Source organism: Chryseobacterium sp. UF-290 (assembly GCF_058245615.1).
This window is the reverse complement of record NZ_JBSICB010000004.1, coordinates 323,128-345,016: the sequence shown is the minus strand read 5'-3', so window position 1 is coordinate 345,016 and position 21,889 is coordinate 323,128. Positions and strand designations below refer to the sequence as shown.

Genomic DNA, 21,889 nt, shown 5'->3' with positions numbered 1-21,889 from the left:
AAGCAATCTTATCTGTCAGTGTCGCTCCGTATTTGCGAGTGCAAAAGTAAAAATTTATTTCTTAATGACCAAATTTTTGAAAGAAAAATTTAAAGTTTTTTTCGTAACCCAAATCCTTTCTTACAATTCAATCTACTACTCCTGCGCTCCCTGTAATTGGGACCGCAAAGATACAAACTTTATTTTAACTCACAACCTTTTTTATTGAAAAAAAGTAAAAGTATTTTTGTCTGTTTCTTCGGTACAATAAATGTTTATGCTTAGCTAAAAGCTCTTCTGCGCTTAACTGACTACTCTCGTTTTCAGTGGGGCAAAGATAATCACTTATTAATACACAAAACAAGTTTACTTAACATAAAATTTATACTCGTGGATAAGTATAATTGTAATATTTTAGTATACAGGAGATTATAAATTTATTGATAGTTATCCACAATAACCAAACGGTGTATTTAAATGCTTTATAGGACTGTTTATCTTACTATAGTAAGGAGCTTAAGCAGTTTTTCTTTATATAATATATATACTACATTATAAACAGAACCTCATCGGTTGTATGGATTCAGGTATGTTTATATTCAACCACAGATGGCACAGATTGACACAGATCATCATAGCGAGCGGGTTTTGGTAATTCGATGGGGGCATGTGGAATTCAAGTATTCAGAATATCTCTCAATTATTACCACATCCATAGCCCCCATAGAACGGTGAACACGCAACAAGACCCGGAATCCAGAAGGACTTCAGCATTGGAGAGCTTTGGAGTGAGCAGGATGAGGGAATAAAGGGAAATAGCTCCTAGATAAATGGAAGGGTTTGAGAGTCTTAGGGCTTTAGAATATCGGACGTTTATATATAAGTAAGATTGCTTTTTAAAAGTGGATAAAAAAAAACATTCCGTAAGAATCCTAAATATTGAATTCCTACGGAATGGCTATAAAACGAAGTATATGTTTTTAGTTCAGAACATAAGACGTTCCGTCTCTTCCATCTTTTAGTTCGATACCTTCTGCAAGCAGTTTATCTCTGATCTGATCTGAAAGCTCAAAGTTTTTGGATCTTCTTGCCTGATTTCTCAACTCGATCAGAACTTTTAGGGTCTGGTCAAGCTTTTCGTTATTGTTTTCTTCAATGGTCTGTAATCCTAAAACATCGAAGATAAAGGCATTCAATGTTGATTTTAAATCTTCAAGGTCGCCCGTTGAAATCGTTTCTTTACCATCATTTAAAGCAAAGATATATTTTACCCCTTCAAATAAATGGGCAATAAGAATTGGAGAATTGAAATCGTCCGTTAAGGCATCATAACATTTATTTTTCCATTCTGTAAGGCTGAATGCAGATTGTTTTGTATCATCAGGAATAATTGTGTTCAATACTTTCACAGCTTCCATTAGTCTTATGAAACCTTTTTCACTGGCAATCATCGCATCATTGGAAATATCCAGCACACTTCTGTAATGTGCCTGCAAGAAGCAGAAGCGCACAATTGAAGGATGGAAAGGCTTTTCAAAGAAATCATTTTCTCCTGTAACCAGCTGCATAGGAAGGATATAATTTCCAGTAGATTTGCTCATACGCTGAGAGTTCATTGTCAGCATATTGGCGTGCATCCAGTAATTTACCGGCGCTGCGTCATTACAAGCTTTTCCTTGAGCGATCTCACATTCATGGTGTGGGAATTTCAGGTCCATCCCTCCTCCATGAATATCGAAGGTTTCCCCTAAATATTTTGTGCTCATCGCTGTACATTCAAGGTGCCATCCCGGAAAGCCTTCTCCCCAGGGAGAGTTCCATCTCATAATATGAGCAGGAGATGCTTTTTTCCACAGGGCAAAATCCTGTGGGTTTTTCTTTTCTCCCTGACCATCAAGATCACGGGTATTGGCAAAAAGCTCTTCTATATTACGTTTTGAAAGTTCACCATAGTTCAGACCTCTTTTGTTGTATTCCAATACATCGAAGTATACTGAACCGTTACTTTCATAAGCAAAGCCTCTTTCAATTAATTTCTGTGTCAGCTCGATCTGTTCTACAATGTGCCCTGTAGCTGTAGGCTCAATATTAGGAGGAAGCAGATTGAACATATCTAAAACTTTATGAAAATCCACGGTGTACTTTTGTACGATCTCCATAGGTTCCAGTTTTTCTAACCGGGTTTGCTTCACGAATCTGTCATTGTCTACATTTCCGTCATCGGTAAGGTGCCCTGCATCGGTAATATTCCTAACATATCTTACTTTATACCCTAAATGCATTAAGGTACGGTAGATAAAATCAAATGAAAGAAATGTCCGTACATTCCCTAAATGTACATTGCTGTATACTGTAGGTCCACAAACATACATTCCTATATTTCCTTCCAAGATAGGTTTGAATATTTCTTTTTCTGCTGTAAGAGAGTTATATATTTTTAATTGCATTTATTTTAAATTAAAAGATTTAATGATTAAGATTCAAAAATTAGTTAAAAAATAGTTCTTCCACAACAAATAATTGTCGTGATGAAAATTTTATGTGAAACTTTTTTAAATTTTATCATAATTAAATCGCTTTAAATGGCTTTGCAAATGATTGACATAATGGTTCATTGATTAGTCAAGTTTTGCATGGCTTCCTACATAATGTAAGAATTCCTGTCTTGTAATCGGGTTGGTTCTGAAGATACCACTCAATTCAGCAGTAATGGTAGAACTAGCCGTATCTTTTATTCCCCTGCAATTTACACAAAGGTGCTTTGCGTCAATGATGCAGGCTACATCTTTCGTTCCCAACGCTTCTTTCAGAGCATTCACGATCTGCATGGTCAGCCTTTCCTGAACCTGTGGCCTTTTTGCATAGTAATCAACGATCCTGTTAATTTTTGAAAGACCGATTACTTCCCCGTTTGAGATGTAAGCAACATGTGCTCTTCCGATAATGGGTAAAAAATGGTGCTCACAGAAAGAGTATACGGTGATGTCCTTTTCTACCAGCATCTGACGGTATTTATATTTATTGGAAAAAGTAGATATACCCGGTTTGTTTTCAGGAAGAAGTCCTCCGAAAATTTCGTTTACATACATTTTCGCAACACGCTTTGGAGAATCTTTCAGGGAATCATCATTCATATCCAGCCCCAGCGTTTCCATAATCTCTCCAAAAAGCTCAGTAATTTTTTCTATTTTTTCCTGTGGCGATTTATCAAAAGCATCTTCCCTTATAGGCGTATGTTCTTTTCCAGTGAAAATATCATCGTCGTTATCAGTAAAATCAACCATTTTTATTTAATTTGCAGCAAAAATACGGATAATATCTGTTCCTCTATTTCAATTGGAATGAAAAACATTATCTTTTTATAACTAAAAATCTATGATTATTGTCGAAGAAGTACAAAGCAAAGACCAAAAAAGGGAATTTCTGGAATTTCCTGCGCAACTTTATCAACACGACAAAAATTATATCCGGCCTTTGGATCAGCATATTGAGGAAATTTTCGATCCTGAAAAGAATAAATTCTTTAAAAATGGGGAATGTAAAAGGTTTTTATTTAAAAAGAATAATAAAACCGCAGGTAAAGTAGCCGTATTTATCAACCATTGTTATCAACAAAAACTACCTACGGGAGGAATCGGTTTTTTTGACTGTATTCATGATCAGGAGGTAGCCAATTTTATTTTTGATCACTGTAAAGAATGGTTACAAAAAAGAGGGATGGAAGCCATGGACGGCCCTATCAATTTTGGAGAAAGGGATAAATTCTGGGGTCTTTTGGTCGAAGGATTTATTGAGCCTCTGTTTGGAATGAATTACAATTTCCCTTATTACAGGGAGCTTTTTGAAAATTATGGTTTTCAGGTGTATTTTGAGCAGCTTTGTTTTACAAGACCGATTTTTGCTGAAGTTTCAAGGGTTTTTAAGATTGCTTATGAAAGAAATAAAAGAAATCCAGCCATTTCTGCGCAGCCTATGAAAAAAAACAATCTTAAAAAATTTGCACAAGATTTTACAGAGATTTATAATAAAGCATGGGCTTCTCATGGTGAAGGCAAGCATCTGGACGAGACCAAGGTTCTTAAAATGTTTAATATGATGAAACCTATCATCAATGAGCACATTTCATGGTTTGTATATGAGAATGAAAAGCCTATTGCCATGTGGATCAATATTCCGGACCTGAATCAATGGTTTAAGTATTTAAATGGAAAGTTCGGTGCTTTTGAAAAACTTAAATTCTGGTTTCTAAAGCGGTTTAAAAAGAATGAAAAGATGGTGGGTCTTGTTTTTGGAGTAGTGCCTGAGTGGCAAAAGAGAGGGATTGACGGATACATGATCTGGGAGGGAACACTACATTTGAGGAAACATACTGATTTTACGATCACTGAACTTCAATGGATCGGTGACTTTAATCCTAAAATGGTCAAAATTGCGGAAACTCTTGATACAACAGTGACCAGAAAGCTGGCTACTTACCGGTATTTGTTTGACAGAAACAGAGAGTTTGAGAGGCATCATATTCTCTAGGAATCTTGGGTTGAAGATGGAAGCTATTGACATATGATCAATAACTAAAGATTCAGTTTTTATAGATTCCGTTATCCAAAAATCAGATTAAAATAAAAGCCCTGCCTTAAACGGCAGGGTTTCTTCATTTTTTGGCACTTTTATTAGAACAGTTCTCCTGCTATTTTTTTAATATTATCGCTTTTCCCCATTGAATAGAAATGAAGAACAGGCACTCCGAAATCTAAAAGCTCTTTGCATTGAGCAATCGCCCACTCTATGCCTATCTGTTTTACAGCTTCATTATTTTTAGCGTTTTCCACTTCACTGATCAGCTCTTCCGGAAGGTCTATTTTGAACACCTGTGGCAGGATCTTCAAATGTTTCTTTGTCGCGATCGGCTTGATTCCGGGAATAATCGGAACCGTGATTCCCATTTCTCTTGCTTTATGAACGAATTCAATATACTTTTTATTGTCAAAAAACATTTGGGTCACAATATAGTCAGCTCCGGCATCTACTTTTTGCTTCAGCCATTTCAGGTCATAATTCATAGATGGAGCTTCCATATGCTTTTCCGGATACCCGGCTACACCAATGCAGAATTTATTAAGCTCATCACAAATCTGCTCTTCATTATGAAGATATTTACCTCTTCCCAGATCATTGATCTGATTGACCAGGTCCATAGCACTTGCATGGCCTCCCTGAGTGGGTTCAAAATATTGATGTCCTTTCATGGCATCGCCTCTTAATGCCATTACATTATCTATTCCAAGATACATACAGTCTACCAAAAGATATTCGGTCTCTTCTTTGGTAAAGCCACCACAAAGTAAGTGCGGAACTGTATCTACATTATATTTATGCTGAATGGCGGCACAGATTCCCAGAGTTCCCGGACGCATTCTTGTGATACGGCGTTCCATCAATCCGTTTCCTTTATCGATATAGATATACTCTTCCCTTGAAGTGGTAACATCAATGAATGGCGGCTTGAATTCCATCAGCGGATCTATATTCGTATACAGGTCTTCAATACCGATTCCTTTCTGAGGCGGAACAACTTCCAGGGAGAACAAAGTTTTTCCATTTGCGCTTTTAATGTGTTCTGTTATCTTCATGTCTAATTTTAATCTGCTAAATTGGGTGACAACCACTTTCTTGCTTCCTGAATGCTACAACCTCTTCTTGCTGCATAATCCTTAAGCTGATCTTCTGTAATTTTTCCTAAACCGAAATATTTGGCGTGCGGACTTCCGAAATAATATCCGGACACGGATGCTGTAGGGAACATTGCCAGACTTTCGGTAAGGAAAACCCCTGTATTTTCTTCTACTTTTAGAAGATCCCAGATCGTTTTCTTTTCCAAATGGTCAGGGCAAGCCGGATAGCCTGGGGCAGGACGGATTCCTTTGTATTTTTCAGCAATCAGGTCTTCATTGCTCAGCTCTTCCTGAACCGCATAGCCCCAATATTCCGTTCTTACTTTTTTATGTAAAAACTCAGCGTAAGCTTCTGCAAAACGGTCTGCCAATGCTTTTACCATGATAGCGTTATAGTCATCATTGGCTTTTTCATATTCAGTCGCCAATTCGTCTGTACCGAAACCTGTGGTCACACAGAAAGCCCCCATATAATCTGTTTTTCCTGAACTTTGAGGAGCAATGAAGTCACTTAAAGCCAGATATTCTTTACCTTTTGATCTTTGAGCCTGTTGTCTTAAGGATAAAAACCTTACCTGCTCGTTATTATTCTCATCAAAAATTAAGATATCATCCGTTTCATTGGAATTGGCTTTAAAGATTCCAAAGATGGCTTTTGCCGTTAATAATTTTTCGTCTAAAATTCTCTTTAAAATAATCTGGGCGTCTTTAAATAATTCCTTAGCCTGAGCTCCTACCACCTCATCTTCCAGAATATTGGGATATTTCCCATGAAGATCCCAGCTTCTGAAGAACGGTGACCAGTCTATAAAGGGAACGAGTTCATTCAAATCCTGATCTTCGATAACTTTTATACCTAAATTATTCGGTGTGAAAATATCTTCTTTTTCCCAATCTATTTTAAAACGGTTTTCTCTCGCCTCTTCAATAGATACATAGTCCTTATCTACCTGTCTGCTCAGAAACTTCTCTCTGAAATCTGAATAGTCATTCTTCAGATCTGAAACATATTCTTTATTTCTGTCTCCTAACAATGAGCTTACCACATTTACAGCTCTTGAAGCATCATTAACGTGAACCACTGCGTTTTTATATTTTAAATCGATTTTCACTGCAGTATGCGCTTTTGAAGTCGTAGCACCTCCGATCAATAAAGGAAAATCTAAGTTTTGTCTTTCTAATTCTGAAGCGATATATACCATTTCATCCAAACTTGGCGTAATCAGCCCGCTCAATCCTATGACGTCTACTTTTTCTTCAATAGCTGTCTGGATGATCTTTTCAGCAGGGACCATTACTCCCAGGTCAACAATTTCATAGTTGTTGCACCCTAAAACCACACTTACAATGTTTTTTCCGATATCATGAACATCTCCTTTTACTGTAGCCATTAAAATTTTTCCATTGGCCGGCTTTGTACTGTCTTTCTCCGCTTCAATGAACGGCTGTAAATAAGCCACTGCTTTTTTCATTACTCTCGCAGACTTCACTACCTGCGGTAAAAACATTTTTCCGCTTCCAAATAAATCCCCAACGACTCCCATCCCTGTCATCAGATTGATTTCAATAACGTGGAGCGGTTTTTCTGCCTGCTGTCTTGCCTCTTCCACATCTTCTTCGATAAAGCGGTCAATTCCTTTGACTAAAGCATGAGTAATCCTGTCCTGCAATGGATGTGTTCTCCACTCCAGATCTTCAGTCTTTTCTTTCCTGACCGATTTATGTTTTTCGGAATAGTCAACAAGCCTTTCCGTAGCATCTTCCCTCCTGTCAAGAATTACATCTTCTACAAGCTCCAGTAATTCTTTATTGATTTCATCATATACTTCCAGCATGGCAGGATTCACAATACCGATGTTCATTCCTGCCTGAATAGCATGGTAAAGAAATACGGAATGCATTGCTTCTCTTACGGTATCATTTCCACGGAATGAAAAAGAAACATTGCTCACTCCTCCACTTACGGAGGCATAGGGAAGGTTTTGCCTTACCCATCGTGTCGCTTCAATAAAATCAACAGCATTTCTTCTATGTTCATCCATTCCCGTAGCCACCGGGAAAATATTTAAATCGAAAATGATATCTTCTGCCGGAAACCCGATCTGATTGACCAGAATATCATAAGACCTCTTCGAAATTTCAATCCTTCGTTCAAGACTGTCAGCCTGCCCTACTTCATCAAATGCCATTACAATCACCGCAGCACCATATCTTTTGATAGCTTTCGCGTGTTTGATAAATTCTTCTTCTCCTTCTTTTAAACTGATGGAATTCACTACACATTTCCCCTGGGCAACTTGAAGACCTGCTTCCAGGATCTCCCATTTGGAAGAGTCTACCATGATAGGAATTCTTGCAATATCCGGTTCGGAGGCAATTAAATTCAGGAATCTGATCATGGATGCTTTTCCATCGATCAGTCCGTCATCAAAATTAACATCCAAAATCTGCGCTCCACCTTCTACCTGATGGCGGGCAATATCCAAAGCTTCGGAGAATTTCTCCTCTTTTATGAGTCTTAAAAATTTTTTGGAGCCGGCAACGTTAGTTCTTTCACCAACATTGATGAAATTACTCTCCGGTGTTATGATAAGAGGCTCAAGGCCTGATAATCTTAAATACTTCATTTTATTCTTCTAAAATATAGTAGGCATTATTCGCATTCTGCCTCAATAAATCTCTATGCTTACCTAGAGCTGTGAGCAGCGGAAATCTCTTATAGGCTAAGCCATGCTCTTTAGCAAATGCCTCGATTTCTTCTGTGATCTCATTATAATACATATAGCTATAGTTCGGAAATAAATGATGGGCAACATGAAAATTAAAGTTCCCCAGCACATTTCTTACAAACCAGTTATTTTCTTTTAAATCATTGGTCACTTCCAATTGGTGACGAAGCCAGCTGAATGGAAGACCATTATCTTTATTCAATTTTGGAAAAGCATTATCAGGAAGCGGATGCAAAGGCAATAAAACAAACAATGCAAAAACGCTCGCGGAAATAACCTGTAAAAACCAGACTCCTAAAGCCAATCCTATTGATACTTTAAAGAACAGGACAGGAATCACGATCTGATAAAAAAAGTAAAATAACTTATAGCTTACCATTTTCACTTTTTCTATCACAGGTATTCTTCCCTGAGTTTTTAAAATCACTCTTTCTTTATCAAAGAAGTCTCTGAAATCCCTTATAAACATCCAGTTGAACAGATACAGCGGATATACTAAAAAGAAAAACCTGTGCTGATATTTCTGAACTCCTTTTGCCTTGATCCATGGAACTATTAAAAGTAAACCACTCTGCTCGATATCAGTATCCCAACCATCCACATTCGGATAGGCATGATGGCTTGCAATATGTCTTTTCTTCCAGATATAAGAGTTGGCTCCTACAAAATCAAAGATATGTAACACCATCTCATTCAACCTTTTACTTTTATAAATATTGTTATGAGCTGCTTCATGAATTAAGTTTAAATAAATCAAAACCAGGAATATCCCCATTGAAACAAAGCTCATGATATAAACCCAGGATCTTTCCGCATTGAGAATAGCAACGAAGTATAATCCTACATAGACCAATGGAAGGAGTATCGCTTTGACCTGAATATACAGATCCCTCTTTTCAGGAATTGCTTCTACCCGTTGGTTCACTTTCTTTCTCAGCTCATTAAACAGCCTGGCATCATCTGAATCTTTTAAGTAAATCGGCTTTTCCATTATATTAAATTTTGTGATTTATTTAAAGATAATATTTATAGCTCAGCCTTCATTCTTGATTTTAATTTAAAAAATCTATCAAATCATACAAATTCCCTCAATTTTCTTGGCGGATAATTTTCCACCAGATCAGCAATTGCTTTGATATGTTCCGGAGTGGTCCCGCAGCATCCTCCGATAATATTGATCAACCCTTTCTCTGCATATTCTTTGATCTGTCTTGCCATATCTTCCGGAGTTTCGTCATATTTCCCGAAAGCGTTCGGTAGCCCTGCATTCGGGTAAGCTGAAACATAAAATTCTGTGTTATGAGCCAATGTTTCCAGATAAGGAGTCAGCTGATCTGCACCTAAAGCACAGTTGAACCCTACACTTAACAGGTTCAAATGGGAAACTGAGATCAGAAAGGCTTCTGCCGTCTGCCCGCTCAGTGTTCTTCCTGAGGCATCAGTGATCGTCCCGGATACCATGACAGGAATTTTAATTCCTCTTTCTTCCTGAATTTCATCAATGGCAAATAAAGCCGCTTTTGCATTCAACGTATCGAAAATGGTTTCTACCAAAAGAATATCTGATCCACCATCCAGCAAAGCTTCACATTGTTGTTTGTAAGCTACCCTCAATTCTTCAAAAGTGATCGCTCTGTAACCAGGATCATTCACATCAGGGCTTAAGCTTGCCGTTCTGTTGGTAGGCCCTATAGATCCTGCCACGAATCTCGGTTTATCAGGATTTTTTGCGGTATACTCATCGCATGCTTTTCTGGCTATCTTTGCAGACTCATAATTCAGTTCGTAGACAAGCTCTTCCATATGATAATCCGCCATTGCAATCGTAGTTCCTGAGAACGTATTGGTTTCAATGATATCAGCTCCTGCTTCCAGATATTTCTTGTGAACTTCTTCAATGGCCTGAGGCTGTGTCAGGGAAAGCAGGTCATTATTTCCTTTTACAGGATGCTCCCAGTCTTTAAAACGTTCTCCACGGTAATCTTCTTCTTCGAATTTGTACCGCTGAAGCATAGTGCCCATAGCTCCGTCAAGAATTAATATTCTTGTCGATAAAGCTTTATATAATTGTTCTGAATTTTTCATTTTTATATGTTTTGGCTGAAACCGTTTGATATTCTAATCATCAAAACCCGTTCTTACTGAATTAGTCCAAAGCTTGTTTTAAGTCATTGATAATATCATCCACATTTTCCAATCCTACGGAACAACGAACCAATCCTGCGGTAATTCCCACTTCATTTCTTTCTTCATCTGAAAGTTTAGAATGGGTTGTAGATGCCGGATGCGTTACGATCGTTCTTGTATCACCCAGGTTGGCAGAAAGCGAACACATTTGTATCTTATCCAGGAAGTTTCTTCCACCTTCTATTCCGCCTTTGATTTCAAAAGCAACGATATTTCCCCCAAGCTTCATTTGCTTTTTGGCTACTTCATAACTTGGATGGGATTTCAGGAATGGATATTTTACCAATTCCACATTCGGATGGCTTTCCAGAAACTCAGCAACTTTCAATGCATTTTCACAGTGCTTTTCTACACGGATTGCCAATGTTTCCAGACTTTTTGATAATACCCAGGCATTAAAAGGGGATAATGCAGGTCCTGTATTTCTTGCGAAAAGATAGATCTCTCTGATCAGGTCTTCTTTTCCTACTGCTATTCCTCCTAATACTCTTCCCTGGCCGTCAATCAGTTTCGTTGCTGAATGTACAACAATATCTGCACCATATTTAATGGGCTGCTGAAGGTAAGGTGTTGCAAAACAGTTATCTACAATAAAAATAAGATTGTATTTTTTCGCAATCTGTCCAAAGAACTCCAGGTCCAGGATTTCAATAGCCGGATTGGTAGGCGTTTCAAGATATAAGATCTTTGTATTAGGCTTGATATACTGTTCAACATTCTCTGCTTCTTCAGCTTTGAAGTAAGTGGTTTCAATATTCCATTTCGGGAAATACTTGGTAAACAAGGTATGAGTGGATCCAAAAACGGACTGACAGCTTACGATATGATCTCCAGCGTCCAATAATGCGGCAAAAGTAGAATAGATCGCCGCCATTCCCGTTGCAAACGCATATCCTGCTTCCGCCCCTTCCATTTTTGCGATTTTCTCTGTGAATTCAGTTACATTAGGATTGGAGAAACGGCTGTATAGATTTTTAGGTTTTTCTTCTGCAAAGCTCGCTCTCATATCTTCCGCATCCTGAAAAATAAAGCTGGACGTAAGATACAATGGAGTGGAGTGCTCATCAAACTGGGTTCTTTCAGTCTGGGTTCTTATTGCTGATGTTTCAAAATTTTCCATATAGTTTTAATTTGTCAATTTACCCATGTACTTATCTAACAGTATAACAGTCAGATTCTTCGCTTTGATCTGAATTACAATAATAATTATTGGCAAACTGTTACATTGTTAGATTGTTACATTAATTTATTTTGTTTCACTTACTCTTAAAATATCTCCGAAAACACCTCTTGCCGTTACCTGTGCTCCGGCTCCGGCTCCCATAATAACAATTGGGTTTTCACCATAGCTTTCTGTATAGATCTCGAAAATCGAATCTGAGCCTTTTAGCTGCCCCAGGGCTGAAGTTGCAGGAACAGAAATCAGTTTTACATCCAGTTCCCCTTTGTCTTTCTGCAAATCACCATGTAAATCACCGACATATCTCAACACATGACCAGGTTCCTGATTTTCTTTTATTTTCTGGTATTCTTCATCCAGCTCTCCAAGTCTCGAAAGGAACTCTGCTTTTGAAACTGAAAGTAAATCTTTCGGAACGAGATTTTGAATATTGATATCTTCAAATTCATTGATTAAATCCAGTTCTCTTGCCAAGATCAATAATTTTCTTGCCACATCATTTCCGGATAAATCTTCTCTCGGATCCGGTTCTGTGTAACCTTTTTCCAACGCTTCGTTGATGATGGTGGAAAATTTATCATCTCTCAAAGAAAAATTGTTGAAAACATAGCTCAATGTTCCCGAGAACACTCCTTTTATTCTTGTGATATTCTCTCCCGAAAGGTGTAAGAGTTTGATCGTATCAATTAACGGAAGGCCCGCTCCTACATTGGTTTCATACAGATAACGTCTGTTATTTTTGTTCAAAGTATATCTTAGCTTACGGTATTCTTCGATAGGAAGCGTATTAAAAATCTTATTGGAAGAAACCAGGTCAAAGCCATTTTCTGCCAGGGTATGATAGTTTTTAACAAAATCTGTACTGGCTGTGTTATCCACAACAATCAGGTTCTCCAGCTGATTTTCGTTGGAAAAGCTGATCAGCTCTTCAACATTTGACGGACGTTCAGCTATCAACACCTCATCATTCCAATTAGACTCAAATCCCTTTTTATTGAATGCGATCTTTTTGGAATTGGCCACAGCCACTACTTTAAGATCTATATTTTTACGTCTCCTGATCTCTTCTGAAGATTCCAAAACCTGGTCAATCAAAGTTTTCCCTACATTTCCGTGTCCGATGATGGCCAGATGAACCGTTTTAGGCTTTTTGAAAATTTCGGATTCTATAATGTTTTTGGTTTTTTCATCCTGTGAGGAAGTGACTACAATATTGACTCTGTTTTCTCCTGCCACCTGATTCAAAAGCAATGGAAAAACGTTATTTCTGGCCAGCTCAGCAAAGACCTTATTGAAATCTTCTGCTACAAAACCAATGACAGAAACATTATTGATACTATAGATCTGTGATACTTTTCCTGATTTTCTTTCTGCTTCAAATTCATTAATAAGACAAGCCACCGCTTTTTCCGCATCATTTTCGTGAACCAATATGGAGATTCCATTTTCTATGGCTTGCTGGGAGATCACCCCAACGCTGATTCTGGCTAAAGTCAGCGCTTTAAAAATTCGTCCGTCAATCCCGATTTCTCCTAAGAAATCTTCTCCTTCAAACTTAATGATTGATCTGTTCTTTAAAAATTTTATTTCATTAGCCTTTTTCATTACTTTATAAAATGTTTTTTATGATATTATTTAATTGTTGATATTCCATTAGGAAGGCATCGTGCCCATGTATTGACTGGATCTCGTGATAAGAAGCATTCACCTTTTTCTCTTTTAAGCTTTCAAAACACATTCGAATTTCAGAAGCCGGGAAGAATAAGTCTGTATCTACGGAGATCATGTGCATTCGTGCTTTTATCTTCTCCAGGGCAGCTTCGTCAGCATTGATATTCATCAGCAGATGGTTCATCAGCCTGTATGCTTTTAAACTAAATCTCTCGTTTAATGCATTACCATGATATACTAACCAATCTTCTGATTCCAACCGCTGTTTATCGTGATTGTATGTATTTTGAAATCTGTCATTAAGCGATTGTGGAGTCCTGTAACATAGCATGGCATGAATTCTTGCTTTTTGTAAAGGTTCATTCTGAGCATTCAATAAGAATTTCTGAACCAGACATTGTGCATGAAGCCAGTCATGAGTCCTGTAATCACAGGCTATGGGGATAAAAATTTCTGCAAGCTTAGGTTGCTTTATCAGCATTTCCCAGGCAATTCCTCCTCCCAGTGAACCTCCAATAACAGCATATAGGTTCTGGATATGTAAAGCTTCCAATCCTTTCAGAAATATATTGGCAATATCTGAAGGAGTGAAATCCTCATAGTCTTCAATTAAAAAATTATCGTAACCGTTTCCGGGGATATTGAAGCACAGAACTGTGTACTTATTGGTATCAACGATCTGATTTTCTCCTACCAATTGTTTCCACCAGCCTTTTTCCCCGGATACTTTTGAATTTCCGGTCAGGGCATGGTTGATCAAAATGACGGGAGCTGTAAACAGGTCTTTCCCGAAAAGCTCATAGCTCAACGGGATATGGTATTCCTTTTGGGAATAGGTCTGATACGAAAGATTAATATAGTTTAGTTCTGTTTTCAATTCTATTATTTTAATACAATTGAAAATGCCACAGGAAATGGCTGAAAAGAACTTCAGTAAGTTATCTGTCCAAAATCATTTTGGTAGAACGTAGCACCTTCTTTGCTTGCACAAAGGGTTGCTAAGGTTTCATAGGGTCTAATCCCTCAACCTTTCTTGATAACATTTTCAATATTTGAATGAACGAATGGTGCAAAGGTAGTTCTTTTCTTTTAATTTCAAAAAAAAATTATTTTAATATTTCAAAAAGCCTTTAAACACAAGTATTTCAGGGCTATATTAATAATTATTCAGATGAAAAAAATTGGAATTACTTTCCAAAAAAACTAACTTCGTGTGGAAAAATGATGAGATATGACTGCCGAAAAAGAAAGATTACAAGATACCAAATGGAAAAACTGGGGACCTTATGTAAGCAACCGGCAATGGGGTAATGTACGGGAAGACTACAGTACGAACGGAAATGCATGGAACTACACCAATCACAATAATGCTGAGAGCTATGCCTATCGCTGGGGGGAAGAAGGCATTGCAGGGATCTCTGATGTAAAACAGCTTTTCTGTTTTGCTTTTTCATTCTGGAATAAGAGGGATAAAATGGTAAAGGAGCGTTTTTTCGGTCTGAGCAATCCACAGGGAAATCACGGTGAAGACATTAAAGAGATCTTCTACTATCTGGATAATACTCCTACTCATAGCTATATGAAGATGGTATATAAATATCCGATCAATGAGTTTCCTTATGATGAGATTGTTTCTGAGAACGGAAGACGCAGCAAAAAGGATCCTGAGTATGAAGTTTTTGATACCGGAATTTTTGACAATGATGAATATTTTGATATTTTCATCGAATACTGCAAGGCTGATCACAATGATATCCTGGCCAGGGTCACCATCTGCAACCGAAGCCGGAATGATGCTCCTATTGTCGTAATGCCAACCGCCTGGTTCAGAAATAACTGGAAATGGGGCTATAATACTTATAAAGGGGAAATGAATGCTTCCTCTCATGACGGAAGTATCAATATTGGTCACGATAGTATTTCAATCAAAAAGCTCTATTCCAGAAATGTAAATGCACAAAGTGCATTTTGTGATAATGAAACGAATACTTCAAAATTATATGGAGCTCCTTTAACTGAAAATATTTATTTCAAGGATGGGATCAATGATTTTATCATCCATGGAACAGATACGGTTAATCCTGAAAAAAGAGGGACTAAGGCATCTTTCCTGATCGATGAAATGATACAGGCAGGACAGTCTCAGGTTTTTGAGTTCAGATTATGTCCGGACGAAACAGATGAGCCTTTTGCAGGATTTGATGAGATCTTCCAAACCAGACAGGCGGAAGCGGAAGAATTTTACAGCGAAGTCCAATACGATACCGTGAATGAAGATGAAAAAAATGTTCAGAGGCAGGCTTTTGCCGGACTGCTTTGGAACAAACAGTTCTATCATTACAATGTTGGAAAGTGGCTGAAAGGGGACCCGAATCATGAAGCACCGAGAAATTTTAATGAGTATGTAAGAAATACGGAATGGAACCATCTTCACAATAAAGATATCATTTCCATGCCTGATAAATGGGAATATCCATGGTATGCCACCTGGGACCTGGCATTTCACTGTGTCCCTTTTTCCATCATTGACGCTGAGTTTGCCAAAGGACAGCTTTTGCTGCTGACCAAGGAATGGTATATGCACCCCAACGGGCAGATGCCTGCCTATGAATGGAATATGAGTGACGTGAATCCTCCTGTACATGCATGGTCCTGCTTCCGTGTTTTTAAAATTGATGAAAAAAATAACGGGAAGCCTGACTTATTATTCCTTGAGAAAGTTTTCCAGAAGCTTCTTCTCAATTTTACCTGGTGGGTAAACCGGAAGGATAAAAATGGTAAGAATATTTTCGGAGGCGGTTTCCTTGGGCTTGATAATATCGGAGCCTTTGACCGGAATATGGTTTTAAAGGATGGTCAGCATCTTGAGCAGGCTGACGGCACAAGCTGGATGGCGATGTATGCATTGAACATGATGCGGATTGCCATGGAACTTGCCCAGTATTATCAGGTATATGAAGATATGGCGATCAAGTTTTTTGAACATTATCTTTATATCGCCGAAGCAATAGAAAACCTGGGTGAAGGAACGAAAGGTCTATGGAATGAGGAAGACGGATTTTTCTATGATGTACTTCAGCTTGGAAACGGGGACAGTGTTTCTTTGAGATTAAGAAGTATTGTCGGCTTAATTCCGCTATTCGCTGTAGAGATCGTTGATCACCGGCTGCTTGAAAAGATGCCAAATTTCAGAAGCAGAATGGAATGGATCTTAAAAAATAAGCCGGAACTCACCAAGCTTGTTTCTCACTGGGATGAGGAAGGGCAAGGAAGAAAGCACCTTATGAGTATTCTCCGTAAGAACAGATTAACAAAGGTTTTAACGAGAATGCTGGATGAAAAAGAGTTTTTAAGCTCTTACGGAATCCGGGCCATGTCTAAGGTATACGAAGAAAATCCTTTTGTATTTTCAGTTCACGGAACAGAAAATGTAGTGTACTATACGCCTGCAGAGAGTGACAGCCGGATGTTTGGAGGAAACAGCAACTGGCGCGGTCCGATCTGGTTTCCTATCAACTTCCTGATTGTGGAGAGCTTGCAACGTTTCCATTATTATTATGGAAACAGCCTGAAGGTAGAGCTTCCAACCGGAAGTGGTGATAAAAGGAACCTTGATGAAGTGGCTCAGAATATCAGCAAGAGGTTGTGCTCAATCTTCTTAAAAGATGAGCATGGGCAGCGGGCTTTCAATGGTGGAAATCCAAAGTTCAATTATGATGAACATTTTAAAGATTATATTACTTTCTTTGAATATTTCCACGGGGATAACGGAAGAGGTGTTGGCGCCTCTCATCAGACAGGCTGGACTGCAACTGTGGCCAAACTGATCAAACCGAGACTCACGTTTTAGATGAGTGATGAATAATAGAAAAACCGGATAAAATATCCGGTTTTTCTATTTTTACAAGAGAAGATTCTAAAATATTAAAAGATTTATACTTTATTTTTTAGCCACAAATGCACGAATTTTTCATTTATTCGTGCATTTGTGGCTAAAAAAATGGGACTCTTTCGAGCCTCATCTATAGATCTATATCTTTTCCCCGTTGACAAATACTTCATATCCGATCTCTACATTCGGCTCTAAGGTTTTTGATACGGAACAATATTTTTCAAAAGACAATTCTGCAGCTTTTAATGCTTTTTTAGAATCAATTTCTCCTTCTAAAAGAAATTTCACATTGATCGATTTAAAAGGTTTAGCATCATCTACCTGCACTCTCTCCCCTTCTACTTCTGCCTGAAAGCTCTTAATATCCTGACGCTGCTTCTTTAAAATAGAAACTACATCAATCCCGCTGCAGCCTGCTACTGCCATCAGAACACTTTCCATTGGCGAAACCCCTTTTGCTCCCGGCTGGGATGTATTGTCCAAAAGGATAGAATTTCCCTGAGCATTTGTACATTCAAATAAAAAGTCGTCGTTGAGTCTGTTAAGTGTTATTTTCATTATTGCTTATTGCTTATTGCTTATTGCTTATTGCTTATTGCTTATTGCTTATTGCAAAGTTATAAAATTCCTCTCGCTTTTATTTCCAAATATTTATTGATAACATCGATATTCAGATTTTCAGGCAGCGTATATACGGTATAAATTCCATACTTACGGAGCTCCTGAATGATCAGTTTCTTTTCAAATTCAAATTTCTCCGCTACAATTTCGTCATAGATCTCCTGCATATCTTCCGGGTTTTTATTAATTAAAGTCTGCAGCTCAAAATTTTTAAAAAATACAACTACCAGCAAGTGGTTTTTGGCGATCCCACGAAGATATTTCAACTGGCGGTTAAGCCCATCCAGAGTTTCAAAGTTTGTAAAAAGCAGGATCAGACTTCTTTGGTTGACAGAGTATTTTACATCCTGATACAAACGGTTGAAATCGCTTTCAAAAAAATCGGTTTTAATATTGTAAAGCGCTTCTGATATCTTTTTCAGCTGTCCTGACTTATTATCGGCAGCAATTTTATTTTCGGCTTTTTTTGAGAAGGTCATCATTCCAGCCCGGTCACCCTTTCGGAGAATGATATGAGACAATGCCATGGCAGCGTTGATAGAGTAATCCAAAAGACTTAATCCGTTGAAAGGCATTTTCATTGTTCGCCCCTTATCGATCAGCATAAAAATACGTTGTGATCTTTCGTCCTGAAACTGGTTTACCATGAGACGATTGGCTTTAGAGGTCGCTTTCCAGTTGATCGTTCGGATATCATCCCCGGGAACATAATCTTTGATCTGCTCAAATTCCATCGTATGCCCCAGTTTTCTGACTTTTTTGATCCCTCCAAGCAAAAACTCACTTTGTAAAGCCATCAATTCATATTTTCTGAGATGGACAAATGACGGATAAGAGGGCAATGCTGCATCTTTCTGAAAAGTGAATCTCTTTGACACCAATCCTAAAGGTGAAGATGCATAGATATTCAATCCTCCGAAATGATACTCTCCTCTCTCCTTCGGTTCTAATGCATATTGAAAAAACGTATTGGTACCGGAAGCCATTTGCCTCTCAATCAGAAAGTCTCTTTTCTGAAACTGGAACGGTATTTCATCAATGACCTTAACATTGATCTTAAAGCTGTAATTATTTTTAATATCAATCTTTACAAAATTCTCGTCACCATTAGATAGCTTTTCCGGCAATATCCTTTGAGCCTGCAATGTATTTTTCTGATTAAAAAGCAGCAGATAATCTACCATTACGGCAAGAAAACACATCAACAGTACAATATGGGCTATCCACATGAATACCGGAAAGAAAAATGCCAGGACATACAGTACTCCCACTCCGATGAGTGTGAAGAAAAAGCGTGTATTGATGTATAAGTTTTTCATTATTCAGGTCACAGGTTGCAGATTATGGGCTTTAGGAGAGTGCTTATTAGTCTTTTCATAATCATTATTACTGCAAGGAATTAATTAATCCGTTCAACATTTTGGATATTTCTATAATTTCATTACTCCATCTTAAATAATCTTCTTCATTTAAAAATTTAAGATTTTTTGAATAGACTTCTGCCAGACTAAAAGTTCTTTAAAATTTGCCATATTGAATATTTTGTACTTTAATTAATTTTTTGGTCCATCTCCTGCTACCTGCCACCTCTATTATCTATTATCTATTATCTATTATCTATTATCTATTATCTATTATCTATTATCTATTATCTACCTAGGGATCTCTATTCCTTCTAAGATCTGGCGGATAATTTCATCTGCAGTAAGCCCTTCCATTTCTCTTTCCGGAGAAACGATTACTCTGTGCCTTAAAACTGCATAGCTTGCTTCTTTAATATCTTCGGGGGTTACAAAATCTCTTCCTCTTAATGCCGCAAAAGCTTTTGATGCAGTAAGAAGCGCCAGTGAAGCTCTCGGTGAAGCCCCCAGATATAAGAACTGATTTTCCCTGGTGTTGATAATTATTTTAGCAATATATTCCATCAGCTGGGCTTCCACGATGATATCTTTGACCAGACGCTGATAATTTTTCAACTGTTCTGCCGTGATAACACGATTTACCCCTTCCGTTTTGTCTTCTTTTTTGCTTTCGTGCTGATTTCTGATAATCGCAATCTCCTGCTCCAGGTTAGGATATCCAACATTGATCTTAAACAGGAAACGGTCCAGCTGGGCTTCCGGAAGTCTATAGGTACCTTCATGCTCTATCGGGTTTTGTGTCGCGACGACAAGGAACGGCTCTTCCATCGTATAGCGGATGCCATCCATAGTGATCTGCCTTTCCTCCATGACCTCAAATAAAGCGGACTGAGTTTTTGCCGGTGACCTGTTGATCTCATCAATTAATATAAAGTTGGAAAAGACAGGTCCTTTTTTAAATTCAAATTCAGAGTTTTTCACACTGAAAACTGATGTTCCCAGGATATCAGAAGGCATAAGATCCGGCGTAAACTGGATTCTGCTGAAGCCTACATCAATCGTTTTAGCCAGCAATTTGGCAGTAATGGTCTTGGCAACTCCGGGAACTCCTTCAATCAGGACATGCCCGTTTGAAAGTAATGCCGCCAGCAGGTGATCTATCATATTCTCCTGCCCTACAATGACCTTTCCGATTTCAGATTTTACTTTATCCAAGCTCGCACGAAGCTCAATCATATCAATTCTGGATTGAAACTGATCTTCGCTTTTATTAAGATTGATCGGGCTTTGATTTTCTATGTTTGGGTTTTCCTGGTTTTCCATAATAAAATTTAATTTACCAATCTAACAGCGCATCAATGTAACAATTATTTTATTGGGAATAGTCGTTAATATCATTGCTAGCTGTTACATTATTATATTGTTATATTATTTAAGTATTTCATCAAGGAGCTTATTGATCCTTGCAAGATCTTCTTTCATCACGCTGGCATAAGGATCCTGTGCCTTTTTGATCAGAATTATGGCTTCATTGATCATTTCCATGCTCTTTCCTGTCTTTAGCTGTAGCTTTTTAGCAAATTCCGCATCTAAATCCCGGGTATCAATGAGCAGGTCCATTCTTACTTTATTGAGGAAGTACTGGGCCTTTTTCGCCATCATATCATGAAAATCGCCTTCCTGAAGATAAAGATTTCCAATGCTTTTTACAAAATCCAGTGAAGTATTCCTTAGCGGCTCTATCACAGGGACTATTCTCTGCTTCCTTTTTGCATTGAAGAAAATGAACAACACCAAACCTCCCAGAAAGACCCACCATGCATATTTTAAAGCAGGATTTGCCAGTACAAACCTCATAAAAAAACGTGAAGCATTATTATTGCTTTTTATGAACCAAAACGTTTCCCTATCCTGAAGATAAGAGAATACATCCTGTGCGTATTTTACACTTCCTGGCTTCAGAAGGTAATAATTGGTCAGAAAAAGAGGCTCGCTGTGGACATAAATATTTCCTTTGCCAAATTTCACTTTAATAAAATTAGCCTGATCCGTATTCTTATCCTCCACTGTTTTTCCTAATACTTCAATTCCGGGTTTGATAAATGAAAATCCTCTTCCTGATGGAAATTTATCTAATGTAATAAAATCATTCTGATATTTTTTATCGGTAAGCTTCAGCACATTCTCCTCTTCAAAAGATATCTCCGAATCATAATATCCTATACTGTCTGAAATCTCTTTAGGCATACGGCTCACCATCAGCATAGCATCAGAGCCTTTCGAAACCTGATCCAGAATTTTGTTCCAGGATGCTTTGTCAATTTCATTTTCGATGACAACAATGTTGTGGGATTCTTTTTGACGCTGGCTATAGTATTCGTATGGAACCTGTTCGATTTTCTTCAGATTGTTCTTAAAAAGATTTTTCGCTTCATTATCAAAAACAAACAAACCAAAAGGTGATTTTTCATGAATATCAAAATTCTTCCGCCAATCTATCGTTTCTTTTTTATTAACTTCAAGCAACGCCAGAATAACCATCACAATGATGAAGATTACAGCATATATTTTGAAAGTTTTATTCATGGTTGGTTTTA

Annotated in this window: 15 protein-coding genes and 1 riboswitch; of the genes, 2 read left to right on the top strand and 13 right to left on the bottom strand. The window is 37.8% G+C overall.

Features of this window, described 5'->3' with window-relative positions; genetic code table 11:
• Window positions 1-959 precede the first annotated feature (959 nt).
• The gene (gene cysS, locus AC4IF5_RS07125) at window positions 960-2,426 is read right to left on the bottom strand and encodes a cysteine--tRNA ligase (protein ID WP_490733017.1); all 1,467 of its coding nucleotides are present in this window, start codon (window positions 2,424-2,426) and stop codon (window positions 960-962) included.
• A gap of 171 nt (window positions 2,427-2,597) precedes the next feature.
• Window positions 2,598-3,263: a GTP cyclohydrolase I FolE gene (gene folE, locus AC4IF5_RS07120; protein ID WP_490733015.1), complete on the bottom strand. Its 666-nt coding sequence runs from the start codon at window positions 3,261-3,263 to the stop codon at window positions 2,598-2,600.
• 91 nt (window positions 3,264-3,354) lie between these two features.
• Between folE and AC4IF5_RS07115 the strand changes: the two genes are divergently transcribed.
• Window positions 3,355-4,506, top strand: coding sequence for a hypothetical protein (locus AC4IF5_RS07115; protein ID WP_490733013.1), 1,152 nt, complete (start codon window positions 3,355-3,357; stop codon window positions 4,504-4,506).
• A 143-nt stretch (window positions 4,507-4,649) separates the two neighbouring features.
• Here the strand turns inward: AC4IF5_RS07115 and metF are convergent, their stop codons facing one another.
• From metF to AC4IF5_RS07080, 7 genes are all read right to left on the bottom strand, one after another.
• The gene (gene metF, locus AC4IF5_RS07110; RefSeq protein ID WP_490733011.1) at window positions 4,650-5,609 is read right to left on the bottom strand and encodes a methylenetetrahydrofolate reductase [NAD(P)H]; all 960 of its coding nucleotides are present in this window, start codon (window positions 5,607-5,609) and stop codon (window positions 4,650-4,652) included.
• Between the two features lie 8 nt (window positions 5,610-5,617).
• A complete protein-coding gene (metH, locus tag AC4IF5_RS07105) occupies window positions 5,618-8,278 on the bottom strand; it encodes a methionine synthase (protein WP_490733009.1) in 2,661 nt (886 codons plus the stop codon).
• Window position 8,279: 1 nt separating this feature from the next.
• Window positions 8,280-9,371, bottom strand: coding sequence for a fatty acid desaturase family protein (locus AC4IF5_RS07100; RefSeq protein WP_490733007.1), 1,092 nt, complete (start codon window positions 9,369-9,371; stop codon window positions 8,280-8,282).
• 83 nt (window positions 9,372-9,454) lie between these two features.
• Complete coding sequence (locus AC4IF5_RS07095; RefSeq protein ID WP_490733005.1) at window positions 9,455-10,465, bottom strand: homocysteine S-methyltransferase family protein; 1,011 nt, start codon at window positions 10,463-10,465, stop codon at window positions 9,455-9,457.
• A gap of 61 nt (window positions 10,466-10,526) precedes the next feature.
• A complete protein-coding gene (locus AC4IF5_RS07090) occupies window positions 10,527-11,687 on the bottom strand; it encodes an O-succinylhomoserine sulfhydrylase (RefSeq protein ID WP_490733003.1) in 1,161 nt (386 codons plus the stop codon).
• Between the two features lie 126 nt (window positions 11,688-11,813).
• Window positions 11,814-13,352: an ACT domain-containing protein gene (locus AC4IF5_RS07085; RefSeq protein WP_490733001.1), complete on the bottom strand. Its 1,539-nt coding sequence runs from the start codon at window positions 13,350-13,352 to the stop codon at window positions 11,814-11,816.
• Between the two features lie 4 nt (window positions 13,353-13,356).
• Window positions 13,357-14,295 (bottom strand): alpha/beta fold hydrolase, encoded by a 939-nt coding sequence (locus AC4IF5_RS07080; protein WP_490732999.1) that lies wholly within the window; start codon window positions 14,293-14,295, stop codon window positions 13,357-13,359.
• Window positions 14,296-14,353: 58 nt separating this feature from the next.
• A riboswitch (SAM riboswitch) is annotated at window positions 14,354-14,461 on the bottom strand.
• Between the two features lie 188 nt (window positions 14,462-14,649).
• On the opposite strand from AC4IF5_RS07080, the gene AC4IF5_RS07075 reads away from it, so the two are divergent.
• Window positions 14,650-17,268, top strand: coding sequence for an MGH1-like glycoside hydrolase domain-containing protein (locus tag AC4IF5_RS07075; protein ID WP_490732997.1), 2,619 nt, complete (start codon window positions 14,650-14,652; stop codon window positions 17,266-17,268).
• 180 nt (window positions 17,269-17,448) lie between these two features.
• Here the strand turns inward: AC4IF5_RS07075 and AC4IF5_RS07070 are convergent, their stop codons facing one another.
• From AC4IF5_RS07070 to AC4IF5_RS07055, 4 genes are all read right to left on the bottom strand, one after another.
• Window positions 17,449-17,868: an OsmC family protein gene (locus AC4IF5_RS07070; RefSeq protein ID WP_490732995.1), complete on the bottom strand. Its 420-nt coding sequence runs from the start codon at window positions 17,866-17,868 to the stop codon at window positions 17,449-17,451.
• Window positions 17,869-17,927: 59 nt separating this feature from the next.
• Window positions 17,928-19,250, bottom strand: a complete 1,323-nt coding sequence (locus AC4IF5_RS07065; RefSeq protein WP_490732993.1) for a DUF58 domain-containing protein — start codon at window positions 19,248-19,250, stop codon at window positions 17,928-17,930.
• Window positions 19,251-19,583: 333 nt separating this feature from the next.
• Window positions 19,584-20,615: an AAA family ATPase gene (locus AC4IF5_RS07060; protein WP_490732991.1), complete on the bottom strand. Its 1,032-nt coding sequence runs from the start codon at window positions 20,613-20,615 to the stop codon at window positions 19,584-19,586.
• 105 nt (window positions 20,616-20,720) lie between these two features.
• Entirely contained in the window at window positions 20,721-21,878 is a 1,158-nt protein-coding gene (locus tag AC4IF5_RS07055) for a DUF4350 family protein (RefSeq protein WP_490732990.1), read from the bottom strand.
• Window positions 21,879-21,889: the final 11 nt, after the last annotated feature.